Here is a 14419-nt window from a genome sequence, read left to right on the forward strand (position 1 = left end):
TGTACATAGTGCACTAGGTTATGTATCACCTTTTGATTTTGAAGCAATGTACTATGATAAGATTAACCCGTTAGGTCAGGTGGCCTAACTTAAATAAAAAACTCTCCGACAAACCCGGTACGGTTCAAACTGAATAAACACACTGTCACTGTGCCCCTAAAACTGATATTGAATCAGGTCTTTAAAGAGCATCATTACTCCTTTCACTCTTTTCGTCACACGGCAGCGAATCATTTATCGCTTTTACTGAACTGTGAATATGCACCACTTGTGCAAGAGCTGACTGACTATAGTGAAAACGAATATGAAAAAATTCGAGCTGAACTTCTTCAAAATCAACATGGACAAAACCATTGGTTTGTTATTGCACATCTTTTAGGGCATATAGAACCCGTTGAAACTTTCAAAAGTTATATTCACTTTAGTTATCTCATTGCTGGTCAAAAACTACTGAAACATCATCCAGATATGCCAAATGAACTGGCTAAAAAAATCATGGGCTACAATGCAACGTTTAAAAATTTGAAAATAACAACGGATGAAAAAGACTTTAATTTTGAAAAAAATCAGGCAGTTCTAGCAACTATATTATTGAACGATCAAACAAACTGGCTCCAAAGTAATGCTACTGACATTCTTAACGAACTGTCAGTACAAACAAATCAACCCCATGACTTTTTTGCTTTTTTCGCCGGCACAGAGGATTCTAAAATTTCACTTCAACGCTTTTATGAAACACTCAACTTATTAGAGACTACTCACGATCCTAAAAGTGCAGCTCAACGTATATGCTTACCAGAAGAGCTCGTAAATTATTGGTATGAAAATGCCCTAAATTTAGCAGACATTAAATCAAAAAAAGGGAATCCTCGTTTATTTAGTATTGATAGCTCAACCCTTTTAAAGCCAGCGATGCTTGATACCGCTGAAGAGCTTCACGCTGTGACTTATTTTTTTGAACATCTACAGAAAATAACTCGCAAAAATCCAATACAAATTGAATTCATTTTGAATGTATTTTTGAGTCGAGTGACCGCATCACACACAGGTATCCATTATCGCTGGAAGGATATCAATCATCTCGAACATTTTTATTCCCAGGTTAAGGCTTTATTTCCTGCCAAATTTTGGCACTTATTTGGACAAGATTTGCAAACAAAGTTAGATGCTAAACAACAGCCTCAACTTTTCAAATTAGCAAAAGCATCAACAGATAAACATCCATCAACTCAAGAGGAATTTCCTCGTCTACAACTCTACTCAGTAAAAGATGGTCATGCTCTTGCTGCATTTAAATTTTGCTTACATCTAGCCTGTATCGGTAGACCACGATCTCTTGAACTTAAAGCTGAAAGTCTAAAAATAACTACATGCTGTTAAATAATTTAACCGTTGCTTCCTTATCTAAAGCCAAATTTAATATATCTTTAGTAAAAATTGGATGTCTGATCAACGATAATTAAATAGTATAAACTCTATGAATTAGCAGCGTCTGAAACAGGGATCGGTCATGCGTACAACATCAGAAAAAACTGCAAAACAGAAAATGATATTAGCTAAGGCAGTTTTAGCTGCTGCTGAACGACTTGGTCTTGCACACGATCAACTAGCCTTAATACTGAATATAGATTCAGTGAAAAATTTAACCTCTCTTGAATTAGATCCCACTTCAAAACAGGGAGAAATCGCCCTCACTTTAATCCGTATTACCACATCACTAGATGCTCTGACAGGTGGGGATACAGCCTGGATGCAGCATTTTATAAAATCACCCAATAAATTGTTGAGTGGTATTCCAATAGAACAGATTCAGAACCCTCAGGGATTGGCCTCTGTTTTACAATTGGTGGAAGGTCTTCGGGCTAAACTTTAAGATAAGCAAAGTATTACAGAAAAATTTGAAAGTGATAGTCCTCTCCAATAATTCAAATGCGAGGTATAAGAATCCCCTCTTCTTCTCAAGATGTATATGTCTGGCCTAATTCCGTCAATTAATTGCGAACTGCTGCTATATATTGGATTTTATTAACCTGATGCGAGGCAAATCCTCCTTATAAACTCAATAGCTATTCAAGAACCATTATAAAAAGTTTGCTATATAGCGAACATTCACCATAATTAGTTAAAAGTTTGCTATATGGCTAACAAATTTCGGGAGAAAAAAATGGCTACACGAGGTGAAATAGGTAAAGAAATACGTTTGGCAAGAAAAGGGTTAGGCTATACACAGAAAAGCCTTGCAGAAAAAACTCAAGTCAATAAAACAACAATTTCAGAGATGGAAAATGGCCATTTTACAGGTTCATTTGATATATTTGAACGTGTGCTTGATGGTGTTGGTTTACAATTCGAAGTGAATAAAAAAAAGCATAAATTGCCGCAGTGGGATGAAATTGAAGCAATATTTTCGGAAGATGATGAATGAAATTATTTACAGGCTCTATCATTTGGTATTTACGTCCAACAATGCAAAATCAACAACAACTTGAACACCCATTTCTCATACAAGTAGGGCTATTTTACAGATCGAAATGATAAATTCATAAATTGCTTTTCAAAAAAAAAGAAACTAATATGTTTCTTATATGACCTAAAAGCAATAAATGTATCTACAATGAATAAGTCTTTACTTCAGCAAATCAAAAAAAGACGAACCCAATTGGGCTTAAAGCAAGTTGATATGCAATCCCGTACAGGCATTTCAAGACAGCAATACCAAAAGTTGGAAAGTCAGGGTAACCCTCGATTAGAGACCTTAGAAATTATCGCGGCAGGATTAAATGCTCAACTGATGCTCATCCCTGATGATAAGGTTCATTTGATTAGACAATTATTGAATGATGAAATTAAAGTCACTATTGAAGATCAGGATGACTTAATGACTAACCCATGGAAGGGTCTTCTCGGAGGAGAGGAACCATGAATACTGTTGCCGTCCTGAAATTAACATTACATCACGCTGTCGTTGGATACTTGGCAGGATTTCAGAGCGGAAAAAATATTCTGGTTTTTACAGATTCTTTCCGCTTTGATCAGCAACGTCCGACCTTGAGCCTGCTAACTTCCCCCTTGTATCCTCAAGCGGATAAAATTTTAGAAAAGACCTATGTTACACATCAGCGCTTACACCCCTTGCTATCAAACTTGCTACCAGAAGGGGCATTACGTGAACTGATTGCACAAAGCCTCAAAGTACATATAGACAATGAATTTCAGTTATTGGCAGATTTAGGTCATGATTTACCTGGAGCACTCATTGCGACTCCATTAGATCCAGAAGAAATTCCAGATGAAATAAAATTCAAACTGCAGATCTCGAATCCAGATCAAATTTTAAAGCAAGAGATTCGAACAGATAATAAGTTTTCCTTGGCCGGCGTCCAAATGAAGTTTTCCATGAAAGCCAAAGATGGGCGTTTTACACTAGCACAGGCAACGGAAACGACTCTACTCGGGGACTGGATTATCAAAACTCCTTCTTCCAGACATGCTTTTGTTCCGCTAAATGAATATTCTATGATGACCCTTGCCAAAACGGTCGGAATAGATGTCCCTGAGATTCGCTTGGTGGATATGGCCCTTTTACAAGACCTTCCACCATTAAATTTACCCCAAGAGCAATATGCTTTCGCAATCAAAAGATTTGATAGACAGAGTACTGCTGATACTACAGACCTTATTCACATCGAAGATTTTGCTCAGATCTTCGGCGCATATCCACATCAGAAATACAGCACCACAAATTATGAGCAGATAGGAAAGATCATTTATCAATTTTCAGATAACAAAATTTTTGATATTCAGCAATTTGCTAGCCGTTTACTCATAAATATTTTACTCGCCAATGGAGATGCACACTTAAAGAACTGGAGTATGATTTATCACGATAAAAGAATCCCAAGATTATCTCCCGCATACGATATATTAATGACCAGTGTATATATTGAAAATGAGCGTCATTTCGCATTAAATCTTGCCAAAAATAAAGATTGGTATCTAGCTGAGATGAAGCATTTTAAGCAATGGGCAGAAAAAGTCGGCGTTCCATGGCGTGTTATTGAAAAACAACTTCACGCGATCATGGACAAAGCACGGTCAGTATGGCCAGTGCTATTACTAGACTTACCTATGATTTCCGCTCATAAAGAAAAATTAAGAGAACATTGGAAAAAATTGCATCCAGACTTTCAGATACTTACAGATGATTAGGGTAATCTGAAACCAAACTAAAATTTCTCAAACAAGTTCATCACGTCATTTTCCGTCAGTTTCGCTTCGCCCTCATGATCGGTACTTAGAATAGACTGTGCCAGTTCTGCTTTATTTTGCTGTAAGGCAAGAATTTTTTCTTCTATGCTTTTATTGGTAATCAGCTTATACACAAATACTGGCTTGTCCTGTCCAATCCGCCATGCACGATCTGAAGCTTGATCTTCAGCAGCAGGGTTCCACCATGGATCATAGTGAATGACCGTATCTGCGGCAGTTAGATTCAGACCGACCCCTCCTGCTTTCAGACTGATTAAAAATACTGGCACTTGTCCAGACTGAAATGCTGTAATGACTTCATCTCGCTTTTTGGTCTTTCCAGTCAGCTTCACATAGCCAATTTCTGCGTGATGGAGCTGTTGCTCAATCAGTTCCAACATTGAGGTAAACTGAGAGAAGATCAGAATTTTTCGCCCCTCCTCCACCATTGGAACGACCATATCCATCAACTGTTCAAGTTTGGCAGAGTGTGCCTGCCCGGTTTTCACTGAATCCAGCTTTAGTAAGCTAGGATGGCAGCACACCTGACGTAGCTTCAGTAAGGCATCTAAAATTTGAATTTGACTACGTTTAAAGCCTTTTTCTGCCACAATTTTCTGAATATTTTCCTGCATCGTGGCACGAACAGCCTCATATAACTTGGATTGCTGGTCATTCATATCAATATTGACTTCAATCGTAGTTTTTTCTGGCAATTCTTTGGCTACGTCAGTTTTCAAGCGACGTAAAATGAAGGGCTTAATCCGGTTGACCAGCTTTTGCCTTAACTGCTGATCACCGCGTTTTTCAATCGGATGACGGTACTTTTTATTAAAAATTTCTTGTGAATATAAAAATCCTGGCATCAGGAAATAAAATAGTGCCCACAGCTCACCCAAATGATTTTCCATCGGGGTACCGGTTAGACACAAACGATGTCGTGCTTTTAATTGCCGTACTACCTGTGCAGCTTTGGCACGCGGATTTTTTATATTCTGCGCCTCATCCAAAATGAGTTGATGATATTCATATTGCTTTAGTTGTTCTTCATCTCTCGCCAGAAGCGGATAGGTGGTTAACACAATGTCATAGTGCGGAATCTGCTCAAAATACTGATGGCGGTCGGGGCCCTGTAGCAGCAATACCTTGAGCTCAGGGGTAAATTTCTCCGCTTCTTTGAACCAGTTATGCATCAGCGATGTGGGTGCAACAATTAAGGCGGGACTGTCCTGCAAATATCCAGCCTGCTTTTCCATGAGTAAATGGGCTAAAGTTTGTGCTGTTTTCCCTAAGCCCATATCATCTGCCAGAATCCCGCCATGCTGGGTTTCCCTTAAAAACTGTAACCAGCCTAAGCCCTGCTGCTGGTATGGACGCAACTCCCCCTGAAAACCTTGTGGTGTCGGCAGTTGTTGCTGGTAGCCTTGTTTGAATTTCTGTACAAATTGCTGCAGGCGATCACTGACCTGCCATGTCATCCCAAGATTATGCTGCAATTCTAATAATTGACTCGCATCATAGCGATCAATACTGCGCTCTTCTTGCTGTAAAATGCTCTGCAGATGCAACAATACCGGCTTAATATCCCTAGCGGATAGAGCCAAATCAGGTTGATCAACTGCAGTTTTCACGGTGAAAATTTGACTGTCATGCAGATGAATAAAAGTCCGCGGATCAAGTAAATCAGGATTTACTCGCACCAAAGCTACGAGCGCATCAAGCAAATTATAAGAATTGCCTGCACTGTCTTGAACCGTCGCCCCGATATTGAACCAGTCCTGCTGACCTTCAGATTCAGTGATAGAAATATTTAAATTTTCAACATATTGCAGATTAAAGGGGCTGTTATTCAGATGCTCTATCTGCCAGCCCATCAACTCAATTTGATTGATGGGCATCAGCTGTTTGATCCAATCTCCATAGAAAGCAAAAACCATAGAATCAAGACGTTGTTTATTCAGTTTTAATTGATGGTCATAACTAAGATCTTTCACCCACTTCAGTGATTCGACCAATAGCTGTAAACGTTGGATTGACTGTTGTTCCTGAACTAAGTCCCGAAGCTGTCGTACCATTTTGTCATGCTGCTCACCAATAAAACTGTCGCCTGATGTACCTGCTTTTATTCTTCCGCCTGCATAGGAGAATTCAATTTCAGCACAAACAGACTCTTCCCATTTCCAATCAAATTTATCTAAAACACCGAAGCGTAAAATTGGCTGGGGACTACCCTCAAGGACATCAACATGCTGAATAGACTCGGGCTGAGGCAGATTTTTCACGTCTGAATATTGATGAGTCAGTTGCTCAAACTCTGGCAAGAGCGTAGCTGGAAGATCAGGCATCTGTAAAAAATGGTAGAGCAGATTTGCCGTATATTCACCATATAACTGGCCCACCGTGTTCTGTTGAATATCCACATAACATGGTGGCTGGCTCGCGAGAATCTGGATATGTGGATTTGATTTTAAATCGAGTCGAATATCGCCATTGACCAATTCAATGTTTAAATGCTCCGTCTGTTTGTTGACACCTTGTTCCCAGATCAATTCGATGTGATAGCCTTGTTCTGACCATTGAAGTGCAGCATAGCTCTTTTTTTGCCAGTACACATCGCCACTTTGAATAAAAGATTTAAAGTGCTCCAATGAAATTCCGGAGATATCAAGATTGCTTTGATAAAAACGCTCGTCGCTGTTTATTTTGGCGTAATAATAAATCTGGTTAAATAATTGTCGTTTTTGTTCCGGTAAAGTCAGATGCTTTCTGGTGATATTTTCATAGTGCGTATAATCACTTTCACCGGCAATCGAGCCATTTTTATTGCGTCTGGCCTTCTGCACCACAAGGGTCAATTTCTTTGAGCTGACAGACTGATTTAACAGGTAAATTAAACATGTGTTTGTTTTGGCAGGCTGCTCAGGTTCAGTCTGTTGTAAATACCGTTTAAAATCATTCAACCAGCGTTGCGCCTGATCATACCCCTGTTTGCGTTTTGCGATTCCCTGTGGGGATTGAGAGTCAGCATAACGCTGCTGAAATTCCTGGCGATATTCCTGAAAGAATAACCGCGCTAAAGCCGCAGCATGTTTACAGTTATATCCAACCGGACAAGTGCAGTCGTCATCAATTAAACGGTCTTTTTGGGGATTATAGGTAATCGCAGTATCATAATAATCTGTCCCTTCAATTTGGGCATACATCGTGACACCGTCTTTTTCCTCAAAGAACTCAATCGTTTCCCTATCAATGTGTTTAGCATAGCTAAGGCTGCGCTGAATAGTTGCAGTACTAAAGCGAGATAGAAAATTGATCAATGAGGACATAATTACCAGACACTAAAAATGTTTATACAATTATAACGGACAAAGCTGTCATTTCAGAACAGTAGCCGAACTGCTCAACCTGAGCACAGATTCGACTCACTCAATAGGAATATTGTGAATAAAGACAATCAAATTCGAGAAGTTAAACAGTTCATTGAGATCGAAAATATCCTGATAGAAAGTGATCATTTCTTCACAACAGTTAATTTTAAACCAAATGGGGTCAAAAGTTTTAGCATTGTTTCTATGTGTGATTCATAGAGATCATTTCAATTTAGCGATCTCTAGATCCGTCTTGTAATTGGCATGTTGAATCCGTTCATTTGAGGGGTTGTATTGCTTCTGGACTTCATCTGAGAAAGGAGTTTCTTCACATAATTCAAAGTACCTCTCCATCGGTGTTTTACCTTTCAACGCTGAATGTGGTCTCATCCAGTTATAGTAATGCTGCCATTCGGCTAGCTTGTCTTGGATATCCTCAGAATCGATATCTACAGTAGCGTAGAACTCAGATTTATCAGTTTTTTGCGAATGCTCTACCTTGCCATTCAGATGAGGTGAACCTGGTTTATTTGGCCTAAATTTGATTCCATGCTGCATCATTTTTTTCTGTACTTTTTCAGCAAAGAATTCCCGCCCACGATCGGTCTGTATTCGCTGTATGGGAAAAGGCATTTCTTCAATTACGCAGTCTAAAAAGTCGAGAGTATTCGCTGCTGTTCGGCGTTTATATATCCTTAAAACGCGATATCGTGTGCAGTCATCGATAGATGTGTACTGATATAGTCCTGGACCCAGTTTACAGGTATCCATTTGAATTCTATCGCCTGATAATGGGCGTTCATAACGAATGAAATCTGCTTTACGACGGAATTTTTTAATCGGTTTGACTTGATGGGTGGATAGTACTTTATGGATAGTCGCTAAGGACAACGAGACTCCGTGCAGCCTCATCAATTCTGTTTGCAAACGTCGAGCACCAAAATTTCTAGCTGAGCGCATTTCTAATATTAAGGCTTCTAGCTCAGCATTGATTTTAGTATTTGGCGATTTTAAGGGACGTCTACTCTGGCTACTTAATCCATCAATACCTTGCTCAGAATATCGTTTCCACCACTTGCGTAACGTTGGTCTAGAAATGCCACATCTCCGACAAACCCGGTACGGTTCACTCGGCAATGATTTATTTATTACCATAGATTGTATTAGATTCCATTAGATTGTAAATGTCTAATTAGATTTCTTTAATCTAATAGGATCTAATCAGGCCAATAAAGCACCTTCTTACCGATCAACTGGTTTATTTTATAACTCCATTATTTTGTGGTTTAATAGACATATATGGACATAAGACCCAATATTATGGATTTAAAATTCAGAAAACCTGAAGAAGTTGTTGGATTATTATGTGAGAGGCTTCGTAAAGAACGACTTTATCTGGAAATGACTCAGGCAGATGTTGCTGCACGTGCTGGTATTGGTGTGAATACAGTATCCAATCTGGAAGCAGGTCGAAATGTTTCATTTGAAAATTTAGTACACGTTGCCATGGTCCTAGGCCGATTACAAGAATTAGAGGAACTCTTCAAACCTCATTTAAACAGTGTAGATGATATTCTTCGCTATGAGAGCAATACGGCTCGCCAACGTATCAAAAGGAAATAAATCCATGCTCAAAAAACTTAATGTTTACTACAATGAATGGGGTGAATATTGGCTTTAGGGTACACTGGTCTCCTCAACAGCAATCACAGGTCGACCATTAATTGCCTTTGAATACAGTGCTGAAGCGATCCGTAAAGGTTTAGAGCTTTCCTCTTACCTACTTCCATTAAAAGGTGACCCATTAAGAAAAAACTTTCCTACACAGCAAATGGGATTACCAAGTCATATATATGATGCATCACCCGATGGCTGGGTGTGCTCCAGAATTTTGGTGGCTATTCAGTCCATCATTACTTACATTCCAACTCTCTAGTTTTCCAACTAGCCCAGGTTATAATAATGGCCACCCAAAATACGATTGATCTATTATGAACACCTCCAATGACCCTTTACACGGCAAAAAACTTGCTGACATTTTGGATGAATTATTGGATTACTACGGTGGCTTTGAAGGTTTAAGTCGTAAAATTGAAATTAGATGTTTTTGCATAGACCCAAGTGTTAAATCATCATTGCGATTCTTGCGTACCACACCATGGGCACGTGAAAAAGTAGAAAGCTTATATTTGTACGTCTTACGCCAAAAGGCAAAACAGAAACCGTAGCCCCAGGCAACACCCCTCTCATTATAAAATTATACCAGTCAGTAAAACACCTTTAGATTAAGCATGTGTATGTTGGTTATTATTGTTGATTATCACAATAAATTAGTGACCAAAAATCAAAGTACCCCACCCTACCTTAAATTACACCACACAAAATAAAAACTCTATACAACTGTTATATATAGAGTTTATTAAAATACCAATTATGTTATTTAGTGTATTTTATGTCGGTGACTCTTGCCAAGGTTGGGGTCATTACCATTTTAGGGGTAGGTCTGGCAGCACTTCCTGCGGGTATTCTGGCCAATGGCCTGGCCAATGAGCTGAGACAACGCAAACACAAGCTGGAATTAAGATTTCGTGAACTGCTTGATGACGCAGAAATTGACTTGATTGAAGATCAAGAAAAAATTGAAACTTTACGTAAAGAAGTCGGGCTGAGCACAGAGCAAATGCAGGATATCCTGTTAGAGCTTATTCATGAGCGCAAGAAAGAACAACTCGAGCAGGAAAAAAACAAGTATTTCTTCTGCCCGCATTGTGGGCATAAGTTACCTGATTAAAAGGTAGCCAGATCATCGCGAGCATCAGACCATAGGATATGATACTTGTTGCAGGCAGATGCTATTCACTCAATTTTTTCGTTTGAAGCAGGATCAAGTCATTTCAATCTAAAAACGCAGCGATTTCATCGGCCACTGCCCTGGATGTCCGGGAAACTCCGACCAGCGTCGCCGAAGCAGCACCGGTCCATTCCCCATAACCGACCAGCCATAAATTCGGCAGCTGAACCGAGCGGCCATCCTTCACTGCGATGGTCTGGTCCTGCTGGATAATCCCGAGGCTGCTAAGATGATTCAGCGCCGCCTTAAATCCGGTACACCAGATCACTGCATCCACTTGCGCGGTGCTGCCATCTTCCCACATCACGCCATGTTCGGTAAAAGCCGAAAATGGACGCTTGCTCTGTAAAACGCCTCGCTCACGTGCCTCTTTGACTGAATCAATCATGACAATATCGCCCAGACCACCAATGGGCTGCTCGATCTTTCTACCTTGCTGCTGGGCTTTCAAACGCTCGGTCGCCCTTAAGAACAGGACACGGCCATCGACATCATCTGCCAGAAATTGCGGCGGTGTCTGGGTGATCCAAAGCGTTTCAGCTACCTGGGAAACCTCGGCCAGGATTTGCGCACCGGAGTTGCCACTACCCACGATCATGACTTTCTTGTTTTTAAATAACTCAGCATTTTTATAATCTGCTGAATGAAGTTGTATACCCTGAAAATGCTCACGACCTGCATACTCGGGAATAAATGGTTGGCTCCATGTCCCTGTAGCGCTTACCACCGCTTTGGCTTTCCAGGATTGTTCCCCGGCATAGACCTCTAAATATGTCCCTTTGTTTTCCACGCGCTCCACATGCACCGGACGAACTACAGGAAAGTGATAGCGCTGCTCATAGGCGGTCAAATAATCGATCACCTCATTGCGGGTCGGATAGGTCTGTTCGGTCGCCGGCATCATCCAGCCCGACAGCGAACTCCAGCTATTGGGGGAGAAAAGACGCAAGGACTCCCAGGCATGCTGCCAGGCACCTCCAGGCTGAGGCTGATCATCCAGGATGATAAACGGAATATTCTTGCGCTTTAAGAAATAAGCCGTGGACAAACCGGCCTGTCCAGCACCGATGATGATCACATCTGTTTCGATCTGTTTTATGTCCAAAGCCTTTTCCCCTTGCATTTTTCTGTCGTTCTTGATGCAGCATCCCGCTTTTTCAGCGGGTTTCTGCTGATTTCTCTGATTGACCGGACAGCCTGATCAAGCAAATTCAGTCTTACAAACTGCGCTGATTTACCCGTTTGGAAAGCTCTTCAGCCGATTCCTTGCGTTCTGAATAACGATCTGTCAGGTATTTGCTTTGACCACGAGTCAGCAAGGTAAATTTATACAGTTCTTCCATCACATCCACAATCCGGTCATAGAATGCTGATGGCTTCATTCGTCCATCTTCTTCAAATTCCAGGAATGCTTTTGGAATTGAAGACTGATTTGGAATCGTGATCATCCGCATCCAACGCCCCAAAACACGCATCTGGTTCAGACTGTTAAAGGACTGTGATCCCCCACTGACTTGCATCAAGGCAAGGGTTTTTCCTTGAGTGGCACGAATTGCGCCCCCTGCCAGTGGAATCCAGTCAATCTGGGATTTAAAGATGGAACTCATAGAACCATGTCGTTCCGGTGAACACCACACCATGCCTTCTGACCATGCTAAAAGTTCATGCAACTCTTTTACTTTTGGATGCTCAGTATCCGCATCTTCAGGTAAAGGAAGCCCTTTAGGATGAAAGATTTTTACTTCTGCCCCAAAATATTCAAGGATTCGACCAGCTTCAAGAACTGCAAGGCGACTGTAAGAACGTTCCCGATTAGACCCATAGAGCAGTAAAATCCGAGGAGGATGAGCTAGTTCTTTGGCTTGGACTTTTTCAAAGGTGGGTTGTTCAATAAGATTTGGATCTACGTTAGGCAGGTTCATCATATCAAGCCTCTTTAAAATATTTCTTTCTTAGCCACAGTGAAACACTCACTAAAGCAATTAACACAGGTACTTCAACCAATGGCCCAATAATCGTGGTAAAAGCAACCGGCGAAGCAATACCAAAAGTTGCAATGGCGACTGCAAGTGATAATTCAAAATTATTTCCAGCCGCAGTAAATGAGATTGCAGCAGTTTTTGGATAATCATTGCCCATCCATTTACTCATAAAGAAGCTAATAAAGAACATGGCCACAAAGTAAATGATTAAAGGAATCGCGATGCGTAAAACTTCCAGTGGAAGACTCACAACATCACCCCCTTTTAAGCTAAACATGGCCAAAATCGTAAACAGCAAAGCCATTAAACTCAGCGGGCTGATTTTTGGAATGAACCTGGTTTGATACCATTCCACGCCTTTTTGTTTCACCAAAATTAAGCGCGTTAAGAAACCCAATAAGAACGGAATTCCAAGATAAATCAGAACAGCATGGGTAATGGTCCAGAAGCTAACATTGATCACTTGAGCTTCAATACCAAAATATGGCGGAAGGAAGGTCAGGAATAACCAGGCGTAGGTACTGAAGAATAAAATCTGGAAAATACTGTTAAACGCCACCAATGCTGCAACATATTGGTTATCACCACAGGCCAGACCATTCCACACCAGTACCATGGCGATACATCGAGCTAAACCAATCAGGATCACGCCTGTCATATACTCTGGATAGCTATGCAAAAAAATCACAGCCAACGCAAACATCAGTACCGGAGCAATCAACCAGTTTTGAATTAAAGATAGCGTCAGGGTTTTTTTATCCTTAAACACTTGTGGCAAGGTCGCATAATCCACTTTTGCCAGGGGTGGATACATCATCAGAATCAGACCAATCGCGATTGGAATATTGACTGAATTAATACTGAATTGATCCAGAGCAACCGATGCTTGAGGAAAAAAGTTTCCTATTGCGATGCCTAACGCCATGGCAATAAAAATCCACAGCGTCAGGTTGCGATCTAAAAAGGACATGCGTTTTTCAGACATGTGACTTACTCAACATTCGAAATTTGATTAATCGCTGCAATCAATTGTGAGCGAGAAAGTTCATCTACGTTAAGTTTAAACAAAGTATCCAGGCGACGATTGATATGTTCAACAGTGTTCATAAAGGCTTGCATTTTTTCTTCTTTATCCACCTCTAAATGTGACGGATCAGACAGGCCCCAGTGCGCCTTGATCGCTCCGCCAAGATAAAGAGGACACGCTTCCTGTGCAGCCGCATCACAGACGGTAATCACCACGTCTGGCTGATACTGTTCACAGGCATCAATCGTCTTGCTGGATAAGCCTTTAGTCGACAAGCCCAGATTGTGCAGGGTTTCAAGCGTCAAGGGATGCACCTGACCGGAAGGTTTGCTGCCAGCACTGTAAGCGACCCAGCCTTCTGGCGCACGGCTATTGAACAACACTTCAGATAGAATGCTGCGGCAACTGTTCCCCGTGCATAAAAACAAAAATTTCATGAAAACTTACTCGCAATGGCTCTGAATCGATAGAGCGGAAGAATCAAATAAAACCGGAACGTCACTACGTTTCAGTACGTCCAGAATTTCAAAGCACCAGGCCGGTAATTGCGGATTGAGGCTGTAGTACACCCACTGGCTTTGCCGACGATCGTTGAGCAGACCGCAAGACCGCAACAAGGCCAAATGCCGTGAAATTTTTGGTTGGCTTAACTGCAGTTTATCGGTCAGATCACAGACGCATTGCTCTTTATTTTCCGCAATCAGCAGGACAATACTGAGACGTGTTTCATCAGATAAACATTTAAAAAACTGAACGTGGTCCATAGCTGCTCCCCTTCTATTATGCAAATATATACATATCCATATATATAGTAAATAGTACAAGTGAAAAATTATATCTGGATCAGGATATCACAGCCAGAAAGCGCTGGATTTAACAGTTTCCCTCTTCTTCCAATATAGAAAAACCAGCGACTTGAACCACTGGTTTTCTTCGCTACAAC

The 14419-nt window shown here is 40.8% G+C and carries 12 protein-coding genes and 4 pseudogenes; 9 read left to right on the plus strand and 7 right to left on the minus strand.

Annotated elements, in window-relative coordinates; all coding sequences use genetic code 11:
* Window positions 1–126: 126 nt before the first annotated feature.
* From FTT75_RS06530 to FTT75_RS06550, 5 genes and pseudogenes are all read left to right on the plus strand, one after another.
* Window positions 127–1380: pseudogene (locus FTT75_RS06530) on the plus strand (site-specific integrase); the annotation flags it as partial.
* Between the two features lie 130 nt (window positions 1381–1510).
* Entirely contained in the window at window positions 1511–1873 is a 363-nt protein-coding gene (locus FTT75_RS06535) for an MbcA/ParS/Xre antitoxin family protein (RefSeq protein ID WP_159138971.1), read from the plus strand.
* 291 nt (window positions 1874–2164) lie between these two features.
* Window positions 2165–2425: a helix-turn-helix domain-containing protein gene (locus tag FTT75_RS06540; RefSeq protein WP_159138970.1), complete on the plus strand. Its 261-nt coding sequence runs from the start codon at window positions 2165–2167 to the stop codon at window positions 2423–2425.
* 189 nt (window positions 2426–2614) lie between these two features.
* Entirely contained in the window at window positions 2615–2923 is a 309-nt protein-coding gene (locus FTT75_RS06545) for a helix-turn-helix transcriptional regulator (RefSeq protein WP_004282130.1), read from the plus strand.
* The gene (locus FTT75_RS06550) at window positions 2920–4209 is read left to right on the plus strand and encodes a type II toxin-antitoxin system HipA family toxin (protein ID WP_180186125.1); all 1290 of its coding nucleotides are present in this window, start codon (window positions 2920–2922) and stop codon (window positions 4207–4209) included. The genes FTT75_RS06545 and FTT75_RS06550 overlap by 4 nt, the downstream gene beginning before the upstream one ends.
* Window positions 4210–4226: 17 nt before the next feature.
* On the opposite strand, the gene FTT75_RS06555 is transcribed toward FTT75_RS06550, so the two are convergent.
* A complete protein-coding gene (locus tag FTT75_RS06555) occupies window positions 4227–7574 on the minus strand; it encodes a DEAD/DEAH box helicase (protein ID WP_180186126.1) in 3348 nt (1115 codons plus the stop codon).
* Between the two features lie 264 nt (window positions 7575–7838).
* Window positions 7839–8732 (minus strand): annotated as a pseudogene (locus FTT75_RS06560) (IS481 family transposase); the annotation flags it as partial.
* A gap of 204 nt (window positions 8733–8936) precedes the next feature.
* Between FTT75_RS06560 and FTT75_RS06565 the strand changes: the two are divergent.
* The 4 genes and pseudogenes from FTT75_RS06565 to FTT75_RS06580 form a co-directional block, all read left to right on the plus strand.
* Window positions 8937–9239, plus strand: a complete 303-nt coding sequence (locus tag FTT75_RS06565; RefSeq protein WP_159138966.1) for a helix-turn-helix domain-containing protein — start codon at window positions 8937–8939, stop codon at window positions 9237–9239.
* A 64-nt stretch (window positions 9240–9303) separates the two neighbouring features.
* Window positions 9304–9492 (plus strand): annotated as a pseudogene (locus tag FTT75_RS06570) (type II toxin-antitoxin system HipA family toxin); the annotation flags it as partial.
* Between the two features lie 115 nt (window positions 9493–9607).
* Window positions 9608–9844 carry a VF530 family DNA-binding protein gene (locus FTT75_RS06575; RefSeq protein WP_002058193.1) on the plus strand — a complete coding sequence of 79 codons (237 nt, stop codon included), beginning with the start codon at window positions 9608–9610 and terminating at the stop codon, window positions 9842–9844.
* A 251-nt stretch (window positions 9845–10095) separates the two neighbouring features.
* Window positions 10096–10407, plus strand: a pseudogene (locus FTT75_RS06580) (ion transporter); the annotation flags it as partial.
* A 103-nt stretch (window positions 10408–10510) separates the two neighbouring features.
* On the opposite strand, the gene FTT75_RS06585 reads toward FTT75_RS06580, so the two are convergent.
* The 5 genes from FTT75_RS06585 to FTT75_RS06605 form a co-directional block, all read right to left on the minus strand.
* Window positions 10511–11590: an ArsO family NAD(P)H-dependent flavin-containing monooxygenase gene (locus FTT75_RS06585; protein ID WP_005093691.1), complete on the minus strand. Its 1080-nt coding sequence runs from the start codon at window positions 11588–11590 to the stop codon at window positions 10511–10513.
* Window positions 11591–11684: 94 nt separating this feature from the next.
* A complete protein-coding gene (arsH, locus tag FTT75_RS06590; RefSeq protein WP_035337425.1) occupies window positions 11685–12389 on the minus strand; it encodes an arsenical resistance protein ArsH in 705 nt (234 codons plus the stop codon).
* 4 nt (window positions 12390–12393) lie between these two features.
* Window positions 12394–13434 (minus strand): ACR3 family arsenite efflux transporter, encoded by a 1041-nt coding sequence (arsB, locus tag FTT75_RS06595; RefSeq protein ID WP_005093695.1) that lies wholly within the window; start codon window positions 13432–13434, stop codon window positions 12394–12396.
* Window positions 13435–13439: 5 nt separating this feature from the next.
* Entirely contained in the window at window positions 13440–13913 is a 474-nt protein-coding gene (locus tag FTT75_RS06600) for an arsenate reductase ArsC (RefSeq protein ID WP_074382687.1), read from the minus strand.
* Window positions 13914–13919: 6 nt separating this feature from the next.
* Window positions 13920–14240 (minus strand): metalloregulator ArsR/SmtB family transcription factor, encoded by a 321-nt coding sequence (locus FTT75_RS06605; protein ID WP_005093699.1) that lies wholly within the window; start codon window positions 14238–14240, stop codon window positions 13920–13922.
* Window positions 14241–14419 lie beyond the last annotated feature (179 nt).

It is taken from the genome of Acinetobacter sp. YH01008, from assembly GCF_013420435.1.
GTDB lineage: Bacteria > Pseudomonadota > Gammaproteobacteria > Pseudomonadales > Moraxellaceae > Acinetobacter > Acinetobacter pseudolwoffii.

What these genes read in the sequence shown, in the direction of transcription:
- FTT75_RS06535 (WP_159138971.1), top strand. Translation starts at nt 1,511, where the DNA reads ATGCGTACAACATCAGAAAAAACTGCAAAACAGAAAATGATATTAGCT.
- FTT75_RS06540 (WP_159138970.1), top strand. Translation starts at nt 2,165, where the DNA reads ATGGCTACACGAGGTGAAATAGGTAAAGAAATACGTTTGGCAAGAAAA.
- FTT75_RS06545 (WP_004282130.1), top strand. Translation starts at nt 2,615, where the DNA reads ATGAATAAGTCTTTACTTCAGCAAATCAAAAAAAGACGAACCCAATTG.
- FTT75_RS06550 (WP_180186125.1), top strand. Translation starts at nt 2,920, where the DNA reads ATGAATACTGTTGCCGTCCTGAAATTAACATTACATCACGCTGTCGTT.
- FTT75_RS06555 (WP_180186126.1), bottom strand. Translation starts at nt 7,574, where the DNA reads ATGTCCTCATTGATCAATTTTCTATCTCGCTTTAGTACTGCAACTATT.
- FTT75_RS06565 (WP_159138966.1), top strand. Translation starts at nt 8,937, where the DNA reads ATGGATTTAAAATTCAGAAAACCTGAAGAAGTTGTTGGATTATTATGT.
- FTT75_RS06575 (WP_002058193.1), top strand. Translation starts at nt 9,608, where the DNA reads ATGAACACCTCCAATGACCCTTTACACGGCAAAAAACTTGCTGACATT.
- FTT75_RS06585 (WP_005093691.1), bottom strand. Translation starts at nt 11,590, where the DNA reads ATGCAAGGGGAAAAGGCTTTGGACATAAAACAGATCGAAACAGATGTG.
- arsH (WP_035337425.1), bottom strand. Translation starts at nt 12,389, where the DNA reads ATGAACCTGCCTAACGTAGATCCAAATCTTATTGAACAACCCACCTTT.
- arsB (WP_005093695.1), bottom strand. Translation starts at nt 13,434, where the DNA reads ATGTCTGAAAAACGCATGTCCTTTTTAGATCGCAACCTGACGCTGTGG.
- FTT75_RS06600 (WP_074382687.1), bottom strand. Translation starts at nt 13,913, where the DNA reads ATGAAATTTTTGTTTTTATGCACGGGGAACAGTTGCCGCAGCATTCTA.
- FTT75_RS06605 (WP_005093699.1), bottom strand. Translation starts at nt 14,240, where the DNA reads ATGGACCACGTTCAGTTTTTTAAATGTTTATCTGATGAAACACGTCTC.